Source organism: Mycoplasma sp. 6934, from assembly GCF_055523595.1.
Genome location: NZ_JBVFVE010000001.1, coordinates 650,351 through 674,269 on the forward strand (window position 1 = coordinate 650,351; position 23,919 = coordinate 674,269).

18 protein-coding genes are annotated in these 23,919 nt (G+C 26.4%); 8 read left to right on the top strand and 10 right to left on the bottom strand.

Translation table 4 applies throughout. The features are described from left to right. Positions 1–42: 42 nt before the first annotated feature. From AC0B4S_RS02790 to AC0B4S_RS02825, 8 genes are all read right to left on the bottom strand, one after another. Positions 43–306, bottom strand: coding sequence for an HPr family phosphocarrier protein (locus AC0B4S_RS02790; protein ID WP_099309444.1), 264 nt, complete (start codon positions 304–306; stop codon positions 43–45). Positions 307–372: 66 nt separating this feature from the next. After that, entirely contained in the window at positions 373–1,809 is a 1,437-nt protein-coding gene (locus AC0B4S_RS02795) for a phospholipase D-like domain-containing protein (RefSeq protein WP_465101596.1), read from the bottom strand. 102 nt (positions 1,810–1,911) lie between these two features. Continuing rightward, complete coding sequence (locus tag AC0B4S_RS02800) at positions 1,912–2,694, bottom strand: Nif3-like dinuclear metal center hexameric protein (protein ID WP_465101597.1); 783 nt, start codon at positions 2,692–2,694, stop codon at positions 1,912–1,914. A 1-nt stretch (position 2,695) separates the two neighbouring features. Next, positions 2,696–4,117 carry an RNA polymerase sigma factor gene (locus AC0B4S_RS02805; protein WP_465101598.1) on the bottom strand — a complete coding sequence of 474 codons (1,422 nt, stop codon included), beginning with the start codon at positions 4,115–4,117 and terminating at the stop codon, positions 2,696–2,698. Between the two features lie 9 nt (positions 4,118–4,126). Further along, entirely contained in the window at positions 4,127–5,992 is a 1,866-nt protein-coding gene (gene dnaG / locus AC0B4S_RS02810) for a DNA primase (RefSeq protein WP_465101599.1), read from the bottom strand. Between the two features lie 14 nt (positions 5,993–6,006). Continuing rightward, positions 6,007–7,368, bottom strand: coding sequence for a glycine--tRNA ligase (locus tag AC0B4S_RS02815; RefSeq protein ID WP_465101600.1), 1,362 nt, complete (start codon positions 7,366–7,368; stop codon positions 6,007–6,009). A gap of 54 nt (positions 7,369–7,422) precedes the next feature. After that, positions 7,423–7,890, bottom strand: a complete 468-nt coding sequence (locus AC0B4S_RS02820) for a hypothetical protein (protein ID WP_465101601.1) — start codon at positions 7,888–7,890, stop codon at positions 7,423–7,425. Next, a complete protein-coding gene (locus AC0B4S_RS02825; RefSeq protein WP_465101602.1) occupies positions 7,859–9,493 on the bottom strand; it encodes an MAG5620 family putative phospho-sugar mutase in 1,635 nt (544 codons plus the stop codon). The genes AC0B4S_RS02820 and AC0B4S_RS02825 overlap by 32 nt, the downstream gene beginning before the upstream one ends. Positions 9,494–9,594: 101 nt before the next feature. Between AC0B4S_RS02825 and ychF the strand changes: the two genes are divergently transcribed. The 8 genes from ychF to AC0B4S_RS02865 all read left to right on the top strand — a co-directional run bounded on the left by ychF (position 9,595) and on the right by AC0B4S_RS02865 (position 20,465). Beyond that, positions 9,595–10,695: a redox-regulated ATPase YchF gene (ychF, locus tag AC0B4S_RS02830; protein WP_465101603.1), complete on the top strand. Its 1,101-nt coding sequence runs from the start codon at positions 9,595–9,597 to the stop codon at positions 10,693–10,695. A gap of 87 nt (positions 10,696–10,782) precedes the next feature. Next, positions 10,783–11,136 (top strand): PTS glucose transporter subunit IIB, encoded by a 354-nt coding sequence (locus tag AC0B4S_RS02835; protein ID WP_465101604.1) that lies wholly within the window; start codon positions 10,783–10,785, stop codon positions 11,134–11,136. Further along, positions 11,136–14,876, top strand: a complete 3,741-nt coding sequence (locus AC0B4S_RS02840; protein ID WP_465101605.1) for an AAA domain-containing protein — start codon at positions 11,136–11,138, stop codon at positions 14,874–14,876. The genes AC0B4S_RS02835 and AC0B4S_RS02840 overlap by 1 nt, the downstream gene beginning before the upstream one ends. 95 nt (positions 14,877–14,971) lie before the next feature. Then, complete coding sequence (locus AC0B4S_RS02845) at positions 14,972–15,244, top strand: ArsR family transcriptional regulator (protein ID WP_465101606.1); 273 nt, start codon at positions 14,972–14,974, stop codon at positions 15,242–15,244. Next, positions 15,228–16,988 carry an ABC transporter ATP-binding protein gene (locus AC0B4S_RS02850; RefSeq protein ID WP_465101607.1) on the top strand — a complete coding sequence of 587 codons (1,761 nt, stop codon included), beginning with the start codon at positions 15,228–15,230 and terminating at the stop codon, positions 16,986–16,988. Before AC0B4S_RS02845 ends, AC0B4S_RS02850 begins: the two co-directional genes overlap by 17 nt. A 2-nt stretch (positions 16,989–16,990) precedes the next feature. Next, complete coding sequence (locus tag AC0B4S_RS02855; RefSeq protein WP_465101608.1) at positions 16,991–18,838, top strand: ABC transporter ATP-binding protein; 1,848 nt, start codon at positions 16,991–16,993, stop codon at positions 18,836–18,838. Between the two features lie 555 nt (positions 18,839–19,393). Continuing rightward, the gene (locus tag AC0B4S_RS02860; RefSeq protein WP_465101609.1) at positions 19,394–20,263 is read left to right on the top strand and encodes a DegV family protein; all 870 of its coding nucleotides are present in this window, start codon (positions 19,394–19,396) and stop codon (positions 20,261–20,263) included. Next, positions 20,256–20,465 carry a hypothetical protein gene (locus AC0B4S_RS02865; protein ID WP_465101610.1) on the top strand — a complete coding sequence of 70 codons (210 nt, stop codon included), beginning with the start codon at positions 20,256–20,258 and terminating at the stop codon, positions 20,463–20,465. The genes AC0B4S_RS02860 and AC0B4S_RS02865 overlap by 8 nt, the downstream gene beginning before the upstream one ends. A 139-nt stretch (positions 20,466–20,604) precedes the next feature. Here the strand turns inward: AC0B4S_RS02865 and AC0B4S_RS02870 are convergent, their stop codons facing one another. Then, positions 20,605–21,753: an IS3 family transposase gene (locus tag AC0B4S_RS02870; RefSeq protein WP_465101219.1), complete on the bottom strand. Its 1,149-nt coding sequence runs from the start codon at positions 21,751–21,753 to the stop codon at positions 20,605–20,607. Positions 21,754–21,837: 84 nt separating this feature from the next. Next, complete coding sequence (locus AC0B4S_RS02875; RefSeq protein ID WP_465101611.1) at positions 21,838–23,898, bottom strand: transglutaminase domain-containing protein; 2,061 nt, start codon at positions 23,896–23,898, stop codon at positions 21,838–21,840. Positions 23,899–23,919 lie beyond the last annotated feature (21 nt).

A 23,919-nucleotide genomic window follows, 5' to 3' on the forward strand; every position in this document is an offset into this window, starting at 1 on the left:
TAAAAAAGGACTTGAGAAATCAAGTCACTTTTTTATTATTTATTAAATTAATTGGTGGTCTACAAGAGCTTTTTTGATTGCATCAATAGCTTCTTGTTCATCTTCACCTGAAGTTTTAATTGTAATTTCTGCGCCACATTTAATTCCTAGCGCCATAATATTCATAATTGACTTTAAATTACCTTCACGTCCTTCATATGATAATTTTGCTTCTGATTTGAATCTAGCAGCAACAGCTGTTACCAATGAAGCAGGGCGTGCATGTAAACCAATTGGGTCAATTATTTTGCATTTCAATTCTTTCATATTATGAACCTTTCTATATCTAATTAATTATTTTCTAATAAATGCCAAATATAATTATACCACAAATTAAATTAATGTTTTAATTCAATTGAAAAAGAAGTTTTCAATTTTATTATATTTACGTTCAATATTCGACATTTTGTGAAAATTAATACATTTTTTATCATATTTTCTAAATAACGTTTTTAAATCTTCGACAATCTCACCTTGCACAATATCAACTGTTTCATATTGCGAAAACATGCTGCGTGGATCTAAATTATTAGTTCCCAGTCAACCAACTTCACCATCAATAATTCCCATTTTCGAATGTAAAAAATGATCAGAATAAATTTTTACTTTTAACCCAAATGGAATATAGCGATTTAATTGGTTTAAACCAGTTTTATAAACAAGTTTTTTGTCTGGTAATCCGGGAAAATAAATAGTAATTTGCACCCCGGTTTTTAATGCTATTATTAACAGTTTTTCTAAAGAACTTGTTAATGTAAAATATGGAGTTGCAATTTTAATGCTACTTTTTGCATTTGATAAAGCCAAAAGTAAAAAGTCTTCAATTGTGGAGTATTTATAATTTGGAGAATCAGCTACCAATAAAGCCCTGGAATTATATGTTTCTTCTTGGTGTGAATTATATGTTAAATAATAACTTAAATTATTAATTTTTTCTTTTGAAATTAAACGTCATAATTTGAAAAATAGCAACACATAGGAATTAATATAAGGCCCTTGCATAATGTAATTAACATCAATTCAATGACCGTATTTTGGAGATAATGATCCATATTCATCTGAAATATTATTTCCGCCAGAAAATACTAATTCGGAATCTATAATAAAGAATTTTTGGTGGTTTCGTGTAAATGATGAAAAATTTATAAATGGATAATAAATTTTACCAATCATTCGAATTTTGATTAAATTTGTTTTAATTAAATTATTAATGTATTTACGTTGTTTGCCAATTGCTCCAAAATCGTCAATTAGTCACTTAATTTCAATGCCTTGTTTTTGTTTTTGTTTTAAAATTTCAATAATTTCTTTTGCTATTTCGCTATTTTTAATTATGTATGTAATAATGAAAATACTTTTTTTAGCTTCTTTTAAACTTTGAATTAATTTTTGATAAAAATCATATCCTTCTGATATTAAACGAATATTTGCATCATACATTAATGTTTTACGTTTTAAAATCATTTTTTGAATAATAGGGTTTGTCGAATTATGAGTCGACGAATTTATATCTGAATAATATGAAATTTTATATTCGGGTAATTCTTCTAGTTGCCTTTCAAATTTAGATTTTAAATCTAAACCAAAGACAAAGAAAATAATATGACCAAAAATAGGCACAAATAGCACTAAATATAACCAACTAAACTTAGCCTGGTTATTTCTGTTTTGAGCATGAATAATAAAAGTTGTAATTACATTAAGTAAATAAATAAAAATCAGTAAAAGCCAAATTAGGTCATTATTAATAAAAAGTGTAAGAAAAATCATGCTAGCAAAATATCCACTAGAAATTAATAATTGGAGAATAAAAATTAAAATTCGCTTAATTGTAAACTTTCTAGACATGAAAACCTTCTTTAGTATTTATTATTAAATAATGTTTTTATATGGTAATTTTATTGCTTTAAAATAAATTTTATCTTTAGGCAAAATTTGCTCTAAGTCTTGCATAATTTGATATGCAAAGACTTCTTCACACTTATGCGGGATTTCTAAAACATTAATTTGTTTTTCTTGGTAGTTAATTCATTCATTTCATTTTAAATCACTAGTAATAAATAAATCAACTTTTAGACTCGAACTTAGTTTGTTAATATCATAAATGGAACCTGATCCTGCTAAAATAGCTACTCTCTTAAATTCTTTTAATTTATTTGGATCAAAATTAGACCTTAAGGTATTTTGATAATTAAATTTTTCCTTAATAATCTCAATTAAATTAACACCAGCAGGATTATCAAAAACAACTCCATATAAAGTTGGAAACATCCTTAAATTATATTCATCTAATCCTAAATATTTAAAAACTTGGTGCGAGGTACCTAAGTATGCTATATCATAATTAGTATGTAAAGAATAAACGCTAATATTATGTTCTTTTAATTTGGAATTAATTTCTTTTTTATACGGAGCACTTTGATATTCTTTACCCCAAGAATCACTAAAAATAAATGGGTGGTGAGTTAAAATTAAATTACACTTTAACTCAATTGCTTTGCTTAAAACTTCATTTGTTAAATCAATTGCTAATAAAACTCCAGTAAGTTTGCTTGAAAGTTTGTTTTTTACGTTTAAACCAGAATAATCTCAAGGTTCAGAATCTTTTAAAGGGTATAAATCTTCTAAATATTCAATTACTTGTTTTACAGTCATATTAATAAAAATCCTTTAAAATATTTCCGTATTTTGGGTCATTTCTTAATTTCTTAAGAATTTTATTTTCAATTTGCCTAATTCTTTCTTTTGATACATTATTTCGAGCAGCTGCTAAAGCTTCAAGGCTATGCACTTTATAAGGAACACCGTTTTGGTCAACTCCAATTCCATAACGCTTAGAAATTAATTCTTTTTCATCAGGTTCCAAACGATCAAGCATTTTTTGTAAAATAACACTTAGCTCATCTTTTGACGAATGATCGATTGGGCTAACAATATTATCATCTTTAACAAAATCACTAAATTGTGAATCATTTTCTTTACCCACTTGTTTGTCTAATGAAATAGGGTCAGCATTTATTTTACGAATGTAGCGAACTTTGTCTGTTGTAAATGCACCTCCGATTCTTTCTGCAATTTCTTCATCAGAGGGTTCATAGCCTAGTTCGTGACTTAATTCACGTTCTACTTTTGAAACTTTATTAATTGTTTCAACCATGTGCACTGGAACTCTAATCGTGCGAGCTTGATCAGCAACTGCACGAGTAATTGCTTGGCGTATTCACCAAGTAGCGTAAGTTGAAAACTTAAATCCTTTATTAATATCAAATTTTTGAGCAGCTTTAATAATTCCTGAATTACCTTCTGAAATTAAATCAATAAAAGACAGGCCACGATTTTTATATTTTTTAGCATTATTAATTACTAAACGTAAATTACGATTAATTAAAGTATCGCGGGCTTTTTTACCACGAAAGCCTCCTTGCATCATGCGGCGAGCTAACTCTTTTTCTTCAGCTTCTGTTAATAACTTACCATATTTACCTATCCAACGCATATATCATTTTACAATGTCATTAGTTTCAGTAAGTTTATTATATAAATTCTCAGATTTTTTCTCTTCAACATTCAATAGTTGCTCGCCTAGATCAAAATCATCATCGTCACTAAATTCATCATAGTATGTTTCTGAATCATCATCAGAATATTCATCGGAATCTTTTTCTAAATCTTCGTCATCTTGTTCTTCATCTGATTCATCATCAATATACAAATCATCATCATTGGCATCTTCTAAGTCACTAAAATTAGGTTCTTCAAGTTCAATTTTATCTAATTCATCAGTTATCGATTCTAAATCAAATTCGTTAGTTTGTTTTTTTATTTTTTTAGAGTTATTAGATACTTCTTTTTGGAAATCTTCTAAGAAAACTTCATCTAAATCTCCAGAATCCTGTTCGTTGGTTAAAATATTTTCTTCTATTAGTTGGTTAAATAATTCATCCATTTGATCATCTGGAACATCTAAGTTTTGTTGGTATAAAAAATCCATTACCTCTTCTTGAGATAAACTAGATTTATTTTTCTTTTTCATATCATTGCTTAGTAAATTTATAAAAGTCTTAAAGTTAGATTTCATGTTTTCTCCTTATAATTTAATTTCTTTAAAACGTTTTAATTCTTTAATTAAATTATTATAGTTTTTTGTGCTTGGGGTAATATTAAACTTGCGATTTTCATCATTATGAGAATTTAATAATTCTCGTATTAATGGAGTCAATGCAACTTTCCCACTTTCTTCTTGCAAAGTATTTTGTATCTTATTAGTATAACTAAGATAAAATTCTTTTAAATCATCTTCAGGAAATTGTTCATTATAAGATTTAATCAAATCAAAAACTTTACGGTGCATTTGCCGCTTTATATTATGAACTAATTCATTACTTTCTGAACTGGGGTCAAGTTCTAAATACGTAAAAGTACTTGATTTAATTTCATTAAAAGTATTGGCTAAGTTTTGTGGTTTACAATAAAGAATACTTGAATTATCTAATTGAAAAAAGCGTTTTGCAAAGTCTGGTTTTAAAATAAAGTAAATTAAGAATTTAATTCTAATATTATTGGCCATAAAATCATTAAATTTACTTTGATTTAAAATTTTGGAATTATGTATGTTATATGATTCATAATATGTCTCATAATCCATGTTTATAAAATTATTTAATTCATGTAGTGGCGAGGATGGTGTTGTTAAATTTTCCAGTAAATCATAATTAAATTCATTTTTAAATTTAGTGGCAAAATAATTCTTTTTATCATAACTTATTAATGATAAAAACTCTTTAACATCATCACTAAATTTTTTCACGTTCTTGAAATCAAAAACTTCTTTTAATTTGTGTAAATCAAGATAATAATCATAAATAAAATCAATAAAAGATTTTTTTTGATCTAAAATGTGTTTTAATCCGTGTGGACCTTCGCTATTTAAAATTTCATCTGGATCTTTATTTGCAGAATTATATGCAACATAAACTTCTTGCACTTGATTACGTAATAAAGTTTTTAAAGATTTTAAAGTAGCATTGATCCCTGCTAAATCATTATCTAAAAATAAAGTAATTGAATATTGTTTTATTAATGAAACATGATGATTGCTAAGAGCCGTCCCCATTAAAGCTACAACATTACCAAAACTAGCTTTATCAAAGGCAATAACATCCATAAAACCTTCAACAATAATAATTTCCTTGGTATTTTGAGCCTCTTCTAAAGCATTATAAATGTTATATAAGATTTTGGATTTATTAAACAAGATTGTTTCGGGTGAATTGATGTATTTAGGTTTGCTATCTTCATCTAGCGCCCGAGCACTAAAACCTACTATTTCATTAAATTCATTTTTAATTCCAAAGGTAATTCTGTTCCAAAAAATATCATGTAATTCATTATTAATAAGCCCAGCTTGCAAAATTAGCTCATTTGAAAAATTAGCAGATGTATTTAAATATTCACGTAACTCATGATAAGGAGCATAGCCAATATTAAATTTTTTACGTATCTCAGGATCAAAAATCTGGCGCTTTTTTAAATATTCTTGGGCTTTTATATTACTTGTTGCTTTAATTTTAAAAAATGAATTAGCAACATTTAAGAGCTCTAGTAACTGAATTTCCTGTTCGGTTTTAGTCGCAATATTTTGAGAATTAATGTGAGATAAATCTAAATTAAGCGATAATTCATTAGATAAATATTCAATTGTTTCAAGGTAACTTTTATTAAGATGTTTTTTAATAAAAGTTATTACATTACCAGATTCTGAACATGAAAAACATTTATAAATACCTTTTGATACAGAAACTGTAAAACTAGGGTTTGAATCTTGGTGAAAAGGACATAAACCTAAATAATTATTTCCTTTTTTAGTTAAGGAAATAAAATTAGAAATAACTTGTACTATGTCTGCTTTATCTAAAATTTGTTGGTTGATTTCTTTAAAATTTATTTGGTTCATTTTTATATTCTATTCTATAAGTATTTAAATATTTGATCTAGATCAATTCTAAATTGTTCCATTGTATCACGATTTCTTAAGGTAAAAGTGTTAGTTTCTAATGAATCGTAGTCAACTGTTAATGATCAATATGTCCCAATTGCATCCTGGCGGCGGTATCGTTTACCAATTGAACCAGCTTCATCATAAACACATGAAATTCCTTTATCAACTAAAAAAGACATAATTTCTTTGGCTTTAGGACTAAGTTTTTTAACTAATGGCAAGATGGCAACTTTATATGGAGATAGTTCTAAAGGAAATTTGAATAAGATTCTAGAATCTCCATTATCAAAATTTTCTTCATAATATGTATCAAGTAAAATTGCATACATTAAACGGTCTAAACCAATACTTGGTTCAATCACATATGGAGTAATTTTTGTATTTGTTTCCGGATCTAAATAAACTAAGGATTCACCTGAAGCTTGCTCATGAGATTTTAAATCATAATCACTGCGATTGGCAACCCCAAGTAATTCACCTCAGCCAAATGGAAACTTAAACTCAATATCAGTTGTTCCTTTTGAGTAATGGGCCAATTCTTCAGGTTCATGATTACGAATTTTTATGCTTTCTTGCTTAATGCCTAATTTTAAAATAAAATTTTGAGCTTTATTAACGTAATAATCAAATCAATAATCAGCTTGATCTGGAAAACTGAAAAACTCTAATTCCATTTGCTCAAATTCTCTGGTCCGAAAAATAAAGTTGCCCGGGGTTACTTCATTTCTAAAACTTTTACCAATTTGGCCAATTCCAAAAGGTAATTTAGCCCGAGTAGAGCGCAAAACATTTTTAAAATTAACAAAAATACCTTGGGCAGTTTCAGGACGTAGATAGATTTTATTCTTACTTCCTTCAACGATTCCTTGCTCAGTTTCGAACATTAAGTTGAATTCTCTGATCTCACTTCAATTTGTTTTAGAACCTTCGTATTCAAAAACATTATAATCTAAGAATTCTTTGAGTTCCTTTTTTGTCATTTTTTCAGGAACTAAGGTTGGATTAACTTCTTGAGCTATTTTGTCCGCTCGATAGCGCCTCCCATTTATTTTATTTTCAATCAATGGATCGCTAAAATTTGATACATGGCCACTAGTAACCCAAACTTGCGGATTCATCAAAATTTTAGAATCAATTAAAAAATTACTGCTTTCTTTTAAGATAAATTCTTTTTTTCATAAATCACGAATATTATCTTTTAAAAGTGAACCTAAGGGCCCATAATCTCAAGTATTGGCAAGGCCACCGTATATTTCACTACCTTGAAAAACAAACCCGGAAGACTTTAAATGATTTAAGAATGTTTCATTAATTTTACTGTAATTATTCATATGAGTTTCATTATACCAAAAACAAAAAAATCTAATAATAAATATTATTAGTTTTTAAGCGTAAGTAATAATGATATTAATTACAAAAATTATTGTTCATAAAATCAAATTTAAAACATAGCCAAAGGAGGTTTTATAATAAAAGCTATTATAGTAATTGTCTTGTAATTCTTTTTGTTTATAAAAAATTTGTTTTTGACTTTCTGACATTTCCATAAGCTTTTTTTGCTCTTTAATTTTTGTATTTTTAGAATTAATGTTTTTAAAATTATTAATCGTTTTATTTAATAAGCCCATTTTTAAACCATAAGCCAAAAGCGCACCTACAAAGGTAATTATAATTGAAGTGTTTATAGAATTTAAAAATTTATAATTATCATAACGGTGTTGCACAATAAAATCAATTAAAACAACTAACCAATAAAATATAAAAAATAAACTTAAAACAAAATAAGTTTTTCTTGCTTTAAATTGAAATTTTAAATATTCTTTAAGAATTTGTTTTCAGGTTCATTTTTGCATTTTTTGTCTCTTTTTTAAATTTATTTAAGTTTTTAATAATTGCTCATTGTAAGAATTTGTGGATTATTCTTACTAAGAATCTCTTTGTTTTAGAATAGTTCATTGCTAATTCGGATTCAAATTTTAGAACAAGGTTTTTTTTGTTAAAATCATAAAAAGCATACATATAAAAACTATGCTCTTTATACTTAAAAGTAACTTCTAATAAATCGTGTTGCTCACGATTTTCAAATTCATGTTGCTGGATTTTAGTAAGTTTAATAGACTTTAAAAAAACTTTGCCCACTTCAAAAATATTTAATGCTTCCAAGGCTTCATGGTATTCAAAATTAACTTCTTTGGTGCTTAAAGAAAAATTAAATTTACTTTCAAGGGTTTTAAGATACTTATAACCAAAAAGATAATTGTTGTTTTTATAGTCTAAAAACATTTTAGATAACTTTAAAATAAAGTCAAAATTTGAATAATTTAATTGGTTTCCTAAATTTGCAGAAAATTTATTATGAGTGTAACTAAGTAAAACGTTATTAGCCCCTAAGGCAATATTTTGATTATTATCATAAGGTATTTTAAAATTTATTAAGAGATTGAGAATAAATTTTGGTACATAAAATGGTAAATAAACTTGGTTTAAATCAAGGCTTGAATCATTTTTTCAAGTTAAAAAATTATAGTTAATAAATAAGTAAATTAAATCTTCTTCTTTAAGGGTAATATACCTACTTTTAACTTTAGCATAAATTTTTAACTGCTTTGCTTCATTAAGATGAATAATTAAATCCGTTTTATGTTTGCCAAAATTTAAATCAAAAATAGTAAATAGCATTTTATTTGAAATATTTCTTTTATATATAACAACTTTATAACTAGAATTTTTCAAAATTCTTTGTAAGATAAATAAATCTAGAGAATTTGATGCAATAATACTAATTTTTAATGTTTTGTTTAGTTCAAAATCACCTGTTTTTGATGTAAAATTAGTTTTAAAATTTGAACAGTAAAGTTTAAGTATTTTATCAACATTAATAATTGTTGATTGTGAACTTGGTGATAATAAAAATAAATTATTAATTTTAGTAAATTCACTTAAGTAAAAAATATATTCTTGCAATTTTAGATAAATCTTATCTTTAACTAACTTCAAATAATATTTATTTTGAGTTTGATTATAACTTAAGAAGATTCCATTATTAATACCAGTAGTTTCGATAGTTTTATAAAATAAAAATTCATTAATGGTATCATAATTATGAGTAAAAACTTCAAACTTTGCTTTGTTAGCATAACGTACTAATAGGTTTTTTAAATTTTGGCCTTGAGCATTCCCAAAATCAGTTGCAATTAATATTTTTTTATTTTTGTTACTTGATAAATCTTTCAAGAAAATTGCAAAAATACTCAGGCAACTAAATGGATTTAAATGGTCTAAATTAAATTTATTAATTCCTACAAATTCAATGCCATAAACTGTACTTTTAGCCTTGCTTACTAAATTGTCAAAATCCGTATGGTAATGTTTAATTTCGTTATCAAATTCCTCTAATGTTGAAATTGATTCATTATTATAAAAACTTCTTCAAATATTTAAAGTACTAAAGGCCATAAATCTCCTGATTATCCTAATATTTTTTTTAATTTTACCAAATTTAAAGTAAAATAAATAAAATACATTTTTATAAATAAATTTTTTTAGTTAGGAGTCTTATGTCATTAAAAGCAGGAATTATCGGATTGCCCAATGTAGGTAAGAGCACTTTATTTAGTGCCTTAACCAAAAAACAAGTTGAATCTTCAAATTATGCCTTTACCACAATTGAACCAAATATTTCAACTGTTCCATTGATTGACCCGCGCCTTAAGCAAATTGCAAAATTAATTAATCCAGATAAAGTTGTTTGAGCTACTTTTGATTTTGTTGATATAGCTGGTTTAGTACAAGGAGCTTCAAAAGGTGAAGGTTTAGGTAATAAATTTTTAGCTAACATTCGCGATGTGGATGCTATTATTCATGTTATTAGATGTTTTAATGATAAAAATATATTACATGTTGCTAACTCAATTAATCCAGTACGAGATAAAGAAATTATTAATTATGAATTAATCTTGGCAGATTTAGAAACTATAAATAACGTTTTAAATAGAATTTCTAAAAAAGCGAAATCTGGGGATAAAGATGCAATTATTGAACAAAATTCTGCTTTAAAAGTAAAAGCAGCATTAGAACAAACTATACCAGCACGTGAAGCACTCTTAGATGAAGCTGAAACAAAATTCATTAAAGGTTATAATTTATTAACCTTTAAGAAAATTATTTACGTTGCTAATTTAAATAGTGAACAATTTATCGATTATCAAAATGATGAATTATACAAATCACTTGAAAGTTCTTTAAAAGACCATGAACAGTTAATCCCAATTTCAGCTGAATTAGAAGCTCAATTAAGTATGATAGAAAATAATGATGAAAAACTTGAGTTATTTACAATTTATAATATTCAAAGTAGTGGTCTTGACATTTTAACCAAAGCTGCTTTTAAATTATTAGATCTTGAAACATATTTTACAGCAGGGAAAATCGAGGCAAGAGCTTGAGTTTATAAAAAAGGTTGATCTGCTCCTAAATGTGCGGGGGTGATTCACAGTGATTTTGAGAAAAAATTTATCAAGGCGGAAGTGATAAGTTACCAAGATTATTTAGAATATGGTGGAGAATTAGGTGCAAAAAATGCTGGTAAACTACGCCAAGAAGGTAAAACCTACATTATGCAAGATGGCGATGTTTGCCACTTTAAATTCGGAAAATAAAAGCAAAAAACAAATTGCTTTTATTTTTTAATTGCATATATCAACATTATGTTTTAAATTTCTGTATTTTCTAGTATCATATTAAATATGATAAATAATAAATGGAAAAGAATTATTTTAATTATTGTTACATTTGGTTTAATACTTTTAAAGTGAAAAAAAGTAAAACATGAAAAAAATACTATTTACCAAGTGAATAATCCTCCTTTTGAAATAACAAAATTAATCGAAGCTTTAGGCATAAATAATTACATTATTAAACAATATAAACCTTCAAGAATTGAATTAGAAATTAAAGATATTTCATTAGTGAACTTAGAAAAAATCAAAAACCTTAAGGGAGTTAGTGGACTATTTGTGAAAAGTAATTTAATTTCAATAATTTTAGGTGTATATACCAAAGCAACATTTGATGCATTACAAAATAGTAAAGGAGCATAATGAATACAATTGACATTAAATATACAACTATTTTAAATAATTTGCTTGATGTTGAACCTGGAGATCCTGCAATTTTTACCCGAAATAATCGCAAAGATTATTTAGATCTTAAAGATCTTATTGACCATGAACAATACCAAGCAATTATAAACAATGAAACATTTAATATTTCATTACTAGATGGGGCTTTATTGGCTTTAAAAAAAGAAATTGAATTATCAAATTCATTAGATGAACTTACTTATATAGTTAAAAGTAAAAATATCCGTAAATTAAAGTTTGAACGCTTTTTAAATGCTAAAACTCATTTTAATGAAATTAAGAAAAATATTCTTAATATTATTCAAAGCAAGATTCATAGTCAAGTTACTACCTTAAAGCAATTATCAGTTAAGGCCCATGAATATTTGGAAGAAACTAATGTTTGACCATTACATATTGGATTCTTATTTATAAGTTTGAAAATTGAAGATAAAGTAATTTATGCACCATTATTCTTTAAAGAAGTTACTATTAATATTAAAAATGGAAAACCATTTTTAACAAGTGAAGGTGATATTAAAGTTAATGAAAAACTATTATTCTTTTTCCAAAGTAAAGATATCACCATGCACCTTGACAAAAACTTAAATATTAATTCAATGAATGCATTAATTACAATCTTACAAAAAGATTGGGAAAATTTATTTACATTACCAGAAGAAGTATTTGGATCATTCGAAAATATGGGTGAAAGCGAAATTCAAAATGAAAGTTTAATGTTTCACCCCGGTGCCATTATTGGTATTTTTGAACCATTGGGTGGGTACTCACGTGCAAGAATGAAAGAAATCATTGAAAAGCAAGAATTTGATGAAATTTTAAAAGTTAGTTTTAATAAAAATATTTACCAAGAAACAATTACCAAAACAATAAATAATCCTAACTACACAATTTTTAAAATTACACCTTCAAACTTATCGCAAGACAAAGCAATTGTTTCATCATTAAATCAAGATACGATTATTTGAGGTCCCCCAGGGACAGGTAAATCACAAACCATAGTTAATTTAATCACTAATATTTTAATTTATAACAAAACTGCTATAGTAGCTTCGCAAAAAAAGGCAGCCTTAGATGTTATTAAAGAAAGAATGGGTATTTTGCAATCATTTTGCCTTTTTGCTTTAAAATCTAAAAACATCAATAAAAATAAGTTTTATGAACCAATTATTAAATACCTTCAATTATTAGAAAATTTTAAAGATCCAATTAACCCAAGCGAACGAACACCCATTATTAGTCAACAAGAACAAAAATACATTTATTTAATAAATGGTATTTTAATAAATAAACATATTCAATCAATCCTAAGGGCTTATTATTACTTAGCAAAACATAAACAAGATCCAAATTATATAAGCGATGTTGAAATGTTAATTAATTTACCAAATGATATTTTATACCCTGAATATGAATATTCCCACGGTCAAATTCTTGAAATTTTGAAAAAAGAAAACAAAATCAAATGATTAACCTTTTTACCAAAATATCGCAAGCTTAAAATTGTTGCTGAAAATATCGAATCACATATACCGAAATTTGATGGAAGTTTTTCAGATTTAATCACTTTTTTTAATGAATTACCGCAAAATTCTCTGGATAAAGAAACCATTAATAAACTAAATGAAATTATTGAATTAACTAAAAATTTAAAATATCATCAATTTATTTGAGACCAAAAGATCTTACATAAAATTATTTTAGAACGAATCTACAACCGCCTTACTAAATTAGATGAAAATGATAGCAAAGAATATCAGGAATTTGCACAGCATGTACGCATTAAAAACCTAGAACCGCAAAAATTCATGAAAAAATTTGCCAAATTGCTAAAAGTAATTTATCCAATTATTGTAGTTACTCCTGACACTGATTTAGCACATTGAACTAAAGGCGAAATTGACTATGCAATCTTAGATGAATCAAGTCAAATTTTTATTGAAAAGGGACTACCAATTTTATATTTAGCTAAAACTAAAATTTTAGCAGGAGATCCAAAACAAATGAGCCCAAGTAATTGGTTTGGACGTCGCAGTACTGATGATAGTATTTTTGGAAAAGTTGAATCAATATTAGACTATGCTTCATCTCTAAATATCACTAAAATTTTATTAGACAAAAATTATCGTTCAAATTATTCAGAACTAATGTCTTTTTCATCAAATCATTTTTATAACTCTCAATTAGATGTGATTGATACAAATGATGATAATATCAATGATGCAATTGAAGTATATCAAGTAGAAGGACAATGAAAAGACCAGAAAAATGAAGTTGAAGCTTTAAAAGTTATTGAAGTCTTAAAAGCAAATTTAAAAAAATATGATAAAATCATTATTTTAGCTTTTAATATACAACAAAGTGATTATATTAACAATTTATTGCTTAATAAATACCCAGAGCTTTATGATGATATTACGGAAAATAAAATTATGATTCGTAATGTTGAAAATATCCAAGGCCATGAAGCTGACTTAGTTATTACTACTGTATCATATGATAAATTTACAAGGTTTTCTTCAACTTCAATTTGTAAGCCAAACAGTGGTAAAAATACTTTAAATGTAGCGATAACTCGCGCAAAAGATAAAATGATTGTTGTTAAAACAGTTAAAGCATCTGATATTAAATTACCTGAGAATTATTCTGAAGATTTAGAAATCTTCAAAAAATGGTTGCAATTTTTAGAAAAAACCAGTATCCAACGTAAACAAGATGTTTATGACTCCCTAAATCAAAATGATGATCCAGTTGATGATTTACAATTATTTGATTTAAAAGCTAATAAACAAAAAACTATTAGTAATTTAGAAAATTCTAAATGATTTATTGAATTAGTAAAAAATAGTATTAATAAATGTATATCCAACCAAAATCAATATGAAATATTTGAAAATTATATTGTTGGTTCTTTGAAAATAGACTTACTAATTACCAAAAATCAAAAACCTTTTAAGGCAATTATTTTTGATTCCTTTACTAACTTAAACAACGAAACATATATGGATATTAGAGACCAATTCCGTTTCTTAAAATCCAAAAAATATGATGTACACATAATCTCACCTATTTCATGAATTCATCAACAAAATGAATTAGAATATTGATTTAACAATGAAGGAAATCAAGAAAAGAATAAAGAACTAAAACCAAGTTTAACCTACATTTTGAACAAAGGTGAATTAGACTACTTTTTAAAAAATGAAAATAATGCACAAGTTGAAAAACAATTAGAAAGTCCAACTTTTGCAAATCAGTTAAAAACATCTGATAAAGAAATAGAAAAAGTAGTTGATATTCAAAATATCAACCAGCATGTTGAAAACACTAAAATTAAGAATGAAGTTATACAACAAAAAAACGTCCAAAGCCTTGAACAAAAAATTTCAAATAATCAATTTCCAAAACAAGATGAACAAGATCCAGCAATTCAAATAAATGAAGATGATTATAAAGTAGATGGCGATCAAGATATTCAAGCAAGTGAAAAAACCACAGACATTCAAAACCAAGATTTTGAATATTATGATTTTGCATTTGAAGATGATATATTAAATAAACCAAATATAGAAAATGAAAAAACTTTAGTAAATGATCAGCCAATCAATGAAGATGAATTACGTAAAGAACTTGATTTCATCATAAATTCAAATGAACCAAATCAAAACACTAACAATGAAAAAGAATTGAAAAATTAAACTAACAGAAAGATATTTGTATGTATGAAAATAATTCACTCAAATTAGAAGATATCCTGGGTTTTTTATCCAAAAAAATTAAAAAAAATATCATCATGCATTTATTTACGTGTCACGAAAATGAATGTGATGTGATGACAATTGTTAATGTGTTAAATGCAAAGCAATCTAACATTTCTAAGCATTTAAATGATTTGAAAAAAGCTCAAATAATTTCAGCTAGCAGGAAGGGATTGTATTCATATTATTATTTAAATGATACTTTTGTTAAAAAATTTAAACCGTTGCTTAAATCAATTTATCAAATTGATTTAGAGCGAAGTTATGAATGTGAGTGTATTAGAGATGGCCATGACGTTGAAAACTAAGAATAAAATTAAAATTTGAGATTTTACTAAAGGCATTAGGTTTTTAATTTTCCTAACAATAACCCTTATTTGTATTCAAATCTTTTTGGAAGTTATGACTCCAAGGTATGTGCAAAACATTATTAATATTATTTCGCTAGATAAATGAGAAGGACAAATAACAAAACAACAAGCTATTTATCAAAATGCAGGTTACTTATTTTTATTTATTTTTTCAACTTTGTTTATTTCAGTATTTGTCCAGGTTGTTTTAGTATCTAAATACCAAACACAGTTTAGTGCAAATATTAAAAATAAATTATTTGAACAAATTCAAAGTTTTTCACCACAAGACTTAAACCACTTTTCAGTTGGAACAATCTTAAACCGGTTAAGTAATGATGTTGGTTCAATGGAAAGAACTCTGCAGTTAGGAGTTACATCTGTTGTTCGCTCGGTATTTATGTTTTCAAGCGCTTTATACTTTTCATTAAGTGAGTCAACCCAATTATCATATGTTTTCCTAATTTCAATTCCAATTTGTTTTGTTATGTTTGCAATTATGTATATTGTACGTAAAAATATCCGTAAACTATTTAAATATAATGATCAATTTAACCAGAAATTGCAAGAAAACTTACATTCTCTAAAAACAATTAAAGCTAATGTTACCGAAGATTTAGAAACTAAAAAAATTCAAGATCATACTCAAAAATTAATGAAATCTAACTTAAAAATTGTTTTAGTTAACTCTTTCGGTGAAACTTCATTTATGACAGTCATTTATATGTCGTTGATTTTATTAGCTACTATTGGTGTTAATTTATTTTTAAATAAAAAAATTGATGTTGGGCATATTGTTTTATTTGGAACATATATTTGAATGATTACTTCTTCATTTTTAGGAATTTTAAATATTAGCTACAATATTTTTATAGCAATCCCTAGTTCAAAACGACTCAGCGAAATATTAAACCACAAAACTCAAATTAAAAATGTGGCAAATCCTATTAAAGATTTTATAATCCAAAAAATTGAATTTAAAAATGTTTCATTTAAATACCAGCAAAATAAACAAAACACTTTATCTAATATTAATTTTATTTTAGATAAGCATACTTCATTAGGAATAATTGGTAAAACAGGCGAAGGTAAAAGTACTCTAGTTAACCTATTAGCCCGCTTTTATGATGTTACTGAAGGCCAAATATTGATTAATGATATTAATATCAAAGAATACGATTTAGATAGATTGCGTGAAAAAATATCAATTGTTTTCCAAGAAAATATTTTATTCTCAGGGACGATTAAATCAAATTTTACCTCAATTAAGAATGATGTAAGCGATAATGAAATTTATGATGTTTTACAAAAAGCACAAATTTATGACTTTGTCATTAATAGTCCAAAACAATTAAATACTCTAGTTAATCAAAAAGGTTCAAATTTTTCAGGTGGACAACGCCAAAGACTAGCAATTGCCAGATCATTAATTAAAAATCCTGATTTATTAATAATGGATGATGCAACTAGTGCATTAGATTTTAAAACAGAACAAAGCATAAAAGAAACAATTAATCAAATTGATAATTGTCTGAAAGTTATTATTTCGCAAAAAATTAGTTCAATTAAAGATTGCGATAACATTATAGTATTAGAAGATGGAATGATTAGCAATTTTGGTAATCATGATGAATTACTAGAATTAAATAAGTTTTATAAGGATATTTATTCATACCAAAATTCAATTATAGAAAGTTTTTAATTATGCATTCAAAATATATTAAACATGATAAAAATTTAGTAAAGCGCATTTTTAAACTTCTGTGATCTAATAATAAGCTAATTTTAATCTTAGGGATCTTTCTATTTTTAGTTGCCTCAATTGGAATGCTTTATAACCAAATTTTTATTGGTAAAGTTATTGTTGATCTTGTTTTAAAAGATTATTTAGACCCAAATGCTATTAGAGATCCAAAAACTTTTGATTGACATTTTTTTACTTTAGTAATTGTTTTGTCAGCATTACTCTTCTTATTTGCAATTATCTTTAAATTCATTGGAACTTGATTTTTAAACTTGGTTACATTTAAAACAACTAAAAAGATTCAAGATCAACTTTACTATAAAATTCAAAAATTGCCAATGGATTATGTCAATAAAGAAATGAAGGGCTCAATCATTGTTGCCTTTACATCGGATATTGAGACTTTAAAAGGATTTTTTAGAGATGTAATTCCCAATATTCTAAATTCAATTTTAACTCTTTCAGTTTCAATTATTATGATGCTAACTTTAAGTTGACAATTAACCTTAATTATGCTTTGTTTCTTAGCCTTAATTATTGTTTCATCATATTTTATTATGAAACATTCTAAAAAAGCTTTTGGAAATGAAAGAAAGCAAAATGCCATTGTAACAGCATTTGTTGAAGAATCTCTTAGCAGCTTTGCCACAACTAAAATTTTTAATAATTCAAACCAAATTATTGAAAAATACCATAAACTAACCAATGAGCACAAAAAAATAAGTCACAAAACTTACCGCTTATCTGGAATGTTATTTCCTGTATCATTTAACATTGGTTTAATTTGTTATGGAACAATTGCTGTTTTTGGATCAATTTTATTTGTTCAAGGTAATTCAGCTGGTCTTGGTTTAACAGTTGGTACTTTAGTTTCTTTTACGCAATTTGCCAAATCATTTGCACATCCTGTGTCAACAATCATGATGCGAGCTAATGATATTTTAAAAGCCATTGAAGGCTCAAAACGTATCTTTGGGATTATAGATCAACAAGATGAAGAAGACCAAGGCGAGATTTATCTCAAAGAAGAAAATGATAAATTTTATTGAGTTAATAAGCAACAAGATAAACTTGCAAGTTATCAAGGTTTAATTGAATTTAAGAATGTTTCCTTTGCATATGAAAATATTGCTACCATAGATAATATTAGTTTTACAGTGCTCCCAGGTCAAAAAATTGCATTAGTTGGTAAAACCGGGGCAGGTAAAACAACAATTGTTAATTTACTTGGTCGCTTTTATGAAGTTAGCAGTGGCGAAATTTTAATTGACAATATTAATATTAAATTAATCAAAAAAAGTTCCTTAAGAAAACTTTTTGGCTTTGTGCTCCAAGACATTCAAATCTTCACAGATACAATTGAAAATAATATAACCTATGGAGCAACTAAACCATTTAATGAATCATTATTACAACAAGCAATTGATAGCTCAAATTTAACAACTCACATAGAAAAAATGCCACAAGGTACAAAATCGTATTTAATAAATCATAATTCAAGTTTATCCCAAGGACAAAAGCAATTAGTTTCTATAGCTAGGGTAAATTATCAAAATCCGCACATTATTATTTTAGATGAAGCTACTTCAAACATCGATTCTTTAACTGAAATAGAAATTCAAAAATCAATGGATAAATTAACTAACAAAACAACAACAATTTCAATAGCCCACCGGCTAAGTACAATAATTAACTCCGATTTAATTTTAGTTATCGATAAAGGTAAAATACTAGAAAAAGGAACACACAGTGAATTATTGCAAATAAATGGTAAATATACGCAAATGATACAAAGCTCACAAACTTAAAAATAATATTTTTATCTTTTTTTAAAAACTCACACTAGTTAGACAGGGAATATTCAAATAAGCAAATTATTTATACTTGTTTAGTCGGCGTGAGTTTTTTACTATTTATCCAGGTATGCTTTTAAATATGAATAATTATATCAATTATATAGGTTTTAATAATCTTCATTTTTTTGTCATCTACTATTTGCAATATTAATTTTTTTATTTAATAATGTAAAAACTACAAAGTTATTGATGCTAGGCACCGCTTCGCGTTTATATTAGTTAATATTATTGTTTATAATATTTAGTATATCTTTTTTATCATAAAAAAAGAGTGCATTAATCAACACCAAACAATTTTGGTGATATCAGAGTAATTTGCATAAATATAAATTTTGCTATCCTATAAAAAAATAAGCATCTTTATTATTTATTAAAATTAATATAAATAATTATATAACCATAAAGCCTAAAATTATCTTATGTTTTAAATAACTATTTATAAAATTTTTAATCTTAATAATAAATTTAATATTTAGATTTATATTTATTTTATGTTAAAATTACTTTATGAAAAAATTAGGAATTATATTAGATGCTTTTTCTTGTTTAACAAAGCAACAAGCACAAGAATTAGGTTACAAATTTTTACCCTTACAAGTAGAAATTGATGGAGTAACATACCTTGATGGTATTGATGATCGCCAAGAGTTATTAGAAAAAATTTCTAAAGCTAATAAAGTTTTAACATCATTGCCAAAACTAGATACAATCGAACAAATATTAAAAGATGCTTCGGAAGAATTTGATGATGTAATTTTTGTGGGAATTTCTTCAAAATTATCAGCAACTGCTAACACAGTTCGCACAATTGGGCAAGAACTAGGTAATATCCACGTTATGGAAAACCATTTAATTGGGGATCAAATAACTAAAACAGTTGATTATTTAAAACATTTATATGAGCAAAAGAATTATACAATTCAACAATTATATGAAGAAATGGTGTGAATTAATGAATCATCTATAACAAATATTGTACCTGAAAATATTGATCACATGATTAAAGGTGGTAGACTATCAAGTTTCAAAAAATTTGTTTTAACTAAAATACCAATGTTGCCTATTTTAAGTTATGAGGAAGACGGTAGTGTTAAACTAGCAAGTTTAAAAAGAAATATTACAAAGGCAATCCAAAAAGTTATTGAGGGCATTGTGGAGTATTGTGAAGAACAATCATCTAAAATTAAAGATAAGAAATTTGTAATTACTTTTATTCATGGTATTAAGAAAGAACTTGTAGATATTGTAATGAATAACAAATACTTTAAAGTTAATCCTCAATCAATCTTCTTAACACCTTCTGTAATTGCTGTTCATACTGGCCCTGAAGCAATAGCATTAAGCGTAATGCCGGAATTAAAATTTGATAATGAATAATCAAATAGATAAAATTGAAAAAGAAAACAACCAAATTCAAGAAATAGAGCAAATTATAAAACATCACCAAGAAAATAGTAATTTAGATAAATATAAAAAAATTAAATTTCATTTAATCTTTTATTTTAGTATTATTTCAATTATTCTATTGTTAATAGTTATTGGTGTTATCTTTTTCTTCTTATACAAATATAATGTCTAAAGCTTCTATGGAGTATATCCTAGAAACTTTTATTAAAAATAACATGGCCTTTAAACTGGGAAATTTTTTTCGGACGGTTTTACCTTCCCCAACCATACCATTTGGCTAAGCCAAACGGAATGCTTTGGGAAGGTTTTTTTTATCTTATTCTTTTATAATTATATCAGTTTATAAATTCTTTGATTTTTTGTGATAATTCAATAAAAGTAAGCCTTTTACAGGTTTGATCAAAATTTGGAAAAATCTCGCTTTTAAGAATTGAAAAGAAATATTCAATTTCACGGTTGTCTAGACTATTGCCAATTCTTGACATTGATATTTTACCTTTTAGCAATTCTATTTTTTTAGTATATTCAACCGACGAATAAGCAGATCCATGGTCAGAATGTAAAATAAAATTTTTTTTGAATTTTGTATTACTGATATTATTCAAAATTAGTTCGGTATCATTTCTAAGTGATAATTCATAGGTCACAAACTTAGTTTTATGGTCGATAATTGCGGATAAATAAATATGATTTTGCTCAATGTCTTTTGGTGCTGGTATGTAGGTCACGTCTGTTGCATATATATTATTGTTGATTGAATTATAATCTCGTTTTACTAAATCAGGCACTTTAACACAAGTATTTTTAGATTCTTTGTTTTTACGTTTTTGTCTAACAAATGTTTTTAAATTAAGTTTTTTCATATAATTCCCAAGGGTTCTAGGATTTATTTGAATATTATATTCTTGGAAAATATATTTAGCAAGCCTCCTTCGTCCATACCTTTCTTTATTTTCGACAAAACTTTTAAAAATTATTTCTTTGTGTTTGACATTTATCTCTTTAGCTTTGTTGTTATCTTTCAATTTCTCATAATATGTGGATCTTGCTATTAAAAAAATTTTTGCCTTGTATTTTGATGAAAGATTTTCAATTTCTTTAATATTTTTAATATCTGCATCAATATTATTTTCATTAAAAATTCGATAGTAGTATTTTATAACTGCATCTTTTTCATCATCTTTAAGAGTATTAATTCATGTATAATCGAGAACTTTCTTTTTCTTTCTCCCAACACCTTTATCTTTCTTGGGTGATTTACCGCTTTGTGATTCTATGTTCATATTTAAATTATACAGTTTTCTTTTCTTTAACATATTTTTCATTGATTCTTTATTTCAGTATGCTTTTCTGATGTCAAAACAGAAATTTTCAAATTCTGCTTTGGTTATTACCAGGTTCAAGTATTTATCGTATAAGTCAAAAATTTTAACTCATTCTTTAGTCTTTAAATGTCTCATAACTACCTCTTTTTCTTTATATTAAAAATATTCGGATTTTGTCCGAATATTTCTTCCCTGTCTACTTAGCCATGTTATTTTAGTTTATTTTTCAATTTTAAAACCTTTTTTCTTTAAAATATTTAAAACAGATTGATTCATTTTATCTTGTACTTTAACTGTAAGGTTAGAAACATTTCATAATGAATCTTCTTTAAGTTCAGTTAATGAGGAAGGCAAGTGAATTTTTCTTAAACTTGTTACACTATTTACAAACCATTGCGGTAATCTAGTAACACCTTCAGGTATAATGATTTCGCTAATATTTTTTAGTTGTGCAAAGGTATGTTCTTTAAAATTGGCATTTTTATGAACCGTAACAGTTGGGCCAATATTATTAGGAACAAAAACTAATCTTTCAAAGTTATTAGTGTATAAAATACCACCATAAGATGCAAACCAATAACTACCTGGTTCTACGTTAATTTTTTCCAAATATGGGTTATTGAATGATTGTTTTCAATCTTGAATTTCACGAACTGTTTTAGGTAAAGTAAATTCTTTATTTGTAAGTTTATTAGGAATAACTAATAATTTAGTCATCTCTTTGTTGTATAAAATACCATCTTTAGCACTAAAATGCTTATTATTAGGATTAACAGTAAATTCAACTACTTCACCAGTTCCGCCAGCATAATCAATTTGCTCGATATGTTCACCAATGTATAATTTTTTGCTTTCTTTTAATGCTTGTGATGAAATACTTGTAACTTTTAAATCATTAATATTATCAGCATGTTTTTGATTTTGATCCGCATTTTTGTTTTTATTACCATTAAGAGCAAAACCACGATAATATTTATATTCAAAGCCATCTTTTACATATGGCGAATTTAAAATTTCAAATGACCTATGGTCTTTAGCAAAATCATCATTTGTCTTAGCGTAGTAACCTTGACCCCAGGTAGCATCAGAATGGAAAAATTCTTTTTTATCTTCGTCAAAAACAATATTTCATTGGTGATATCCATATTTTGATCAGCCGATCACAACTGCACTTTGGACATTTAAAGAATCAAGCATTGCTTTGTATAGGTTGCTAAAACCACCACAAACAACTATTAATTTATTCATAGCTTCAACAGGGTCAATTGAAGCAGTTTGATCTGCACCTTGTGCATATTTTAAATTAGCTGTAAGTCAATCAAAAACCGCTTTTACTTGATCCATTTTTTTATCTTTTCCTTTGGTAATATCTTTTACTTTATCATCAATAATCTTGCGGTTTTTAGAAATTCCGTCTTTTCCAAGTTGCTTGATTAAAGCAGGGTCATTGTCATCATAATACCTTTTGATTTGCTCAGCACTAAGGAATTTTAAATAACTCATAGCTTCTAAATTAATTTTAGCATTTGCAGGTACTTGGTTAGAATAATTTAATGAAAGTAAATCTTCACTTTTTCCTTTACCTTCTTTATGTTGCAAGTCAGATTCAGTATATGAAACCTCTGGTGCTGATTTATACTTACTTTTAGCTTCATTAAAAGATGAAGATAATTTATTATATTGTTGCTTGTATAAATCTTCTGAATTTACTGGGTGATTTGTAACTAAATAATAATTAGTATCATCAATTATTTGATTTAATGAATCTCTGTACAATTCATACTTTAACTCAGACTTTAATTCATCTTTTAAAAATATTTGAACTTCAGTTAATAATTGTTCATATTGTTGTTGGTTTTTATTTTCAGGTTTAGCAGGTTCTTCTTTTTTTGGAGGGTCTTGCTGCGATTTTGAAGGTGGAGGTGTAACAGTATCTGATTTTTTTTCTTCTTGATCTTTAAAACCTGGGTCAGTATTTTTCTCGTTTTCACGTTCCTTTTGTGTTTTTGTAAAGTTCGGGTCACTTACTGGTGGAGGTGTTGGATCAGACTTGCCAGGATTTGACTCAGTCTTTGGTGTTTCAGGGTTCGGATTTGTTTCCTTTGTTCCAATAACTGGTTCTTTAGTCGGATCTTTGGGTGCTGGGGTAGGATCACTAGGTGTGGGTGTCGTTGTTCGATTACCTGCTCCTGGTTCAGGAGCAGGTGCTGTGCAACTAGCAATGGCAAAAAGCGGAGCAGTTGCACCAAAAATAAGAAATTTCTTTAGTTTTTTATGCATAATATTCCTTTCTATATTTAT